General features: G+C 70.2%; 1 protein-coding gene. It reads left to right on the forward strand.

Annotated elements, in window-relative coordinates:
- On the forward strand, positions 1–1,342 hold a 1,342-nt coding region (locus LQV45_RS32980; protein ID WP_374208363.1), incomplete at both ends, for a cellulase family glycosylhydrolase.

Here is a 1,342-nt window from a genome sequence, read left to right on the forward strand (position 1 = left end):
GAGCATGGTGGCGTCGCGCGCGGACTCGGGCGGCGGCGCTCACCGCGGTCGCCGTCCTGCTGCTGGCCGGCGCGATCACCGCCCCGGCAGTGTCCGCCGCGAGTGTGCCGGGATGGCTCTCGACACGGGGATCCCAGATCGTCACCGCCACCGGTACGCCGTACACGATCAAGGCCGTCGCGTGGTTCGGGATGGAGACCTCGAACTGCGCCCCGCACGGTCTGTGGACGATCCCACTCGATGAGGGGCTGTCGACCATCGCCGCGATGGGTTTCACGACCATCCGACTGCCGTTCTCGAACGAGTGCCTGGCGGCGAAACAGACCACCTCGATCGACGCGAACGCCAACCCCGGGCTTCCCGCGCTGACGCCCCTGGAGCTCATGGACAGGGTGATCGCCCGTGCGAAGGCGCACGGGCTCTCGGTGATCCTCGACCGTCACCGCCCCGACTCGGGGGCGCAGAGCGAGCTCTGGTACACGCCGCAGTACCCCGAGAAGCGGTGGATCGATGACTGGACGATGCTCGCGGCGCGGTACAAGGACGACTCGACCGTCATCGGCGTCGACCTGCACAACGAGCCGCACGGTCCCACGTGCTGGAACTGCGGCGATCCCGCGCGCGACTGGCGTGCGGCGGCGACTCGGGCAGGCAACGCCGTGCTCGCCGTCAACCCGCGCCTGCTCGTCGTCGTCGAGGGCGTCGAGCGTCAGCAGGACGGCACCGGCACGTGGTGGGGCGGCGGGCTGAAAGACGTGCGCAGCGCGCCGGTGACGCTCTCCGTGAAGAACCGTGTCGTGTACTCGCCGCACGACTACCCCGCCTCGGTGTTCGCGCAGTCGTGGTTCTCGGACCCCCGGTATCCCGCGAATCTCGAGGCGGTGTGGGATGCCAACTGGGGTTATCTCGCGAAGGAGAACATCGCTCCCGTGCTCCTCGGCGAATTCGGCACGAAGCTCGAGACGGCGAGCGACAAGAGCTGGATGACCGCCCTCGTCGACTACCTCTCTCGACGCGGGATCAGCTACGCCTACTGGTCGTTCAACCCCAACAGCGGCGACACCGGCGGTCTCGTGGGCGACGACTGGCGCACACCGCAGACCGCGAAGCTGCAGGCACTGCGGCCCATCCTCACGCCCGTTCCGCAACCGACACCGGCGCCCCGACCCACGGCGACGCCTCGACCCACGGCGACTCCGAAGCCGACCGCAACGCCGAAGCAGACGGCGACGCCGAAACCGACGGCGACCTCCACCCCGAAGCCGACGCCCACCGCGACGCCGAAACCCACGGCGACGCCGAAGCCGACGCCCGCCCCGACGGCGTCCTCGGCGCCCCGGCC

This window comes from Microbacterium sp. Bi128 (assembly GCF_918698205.1).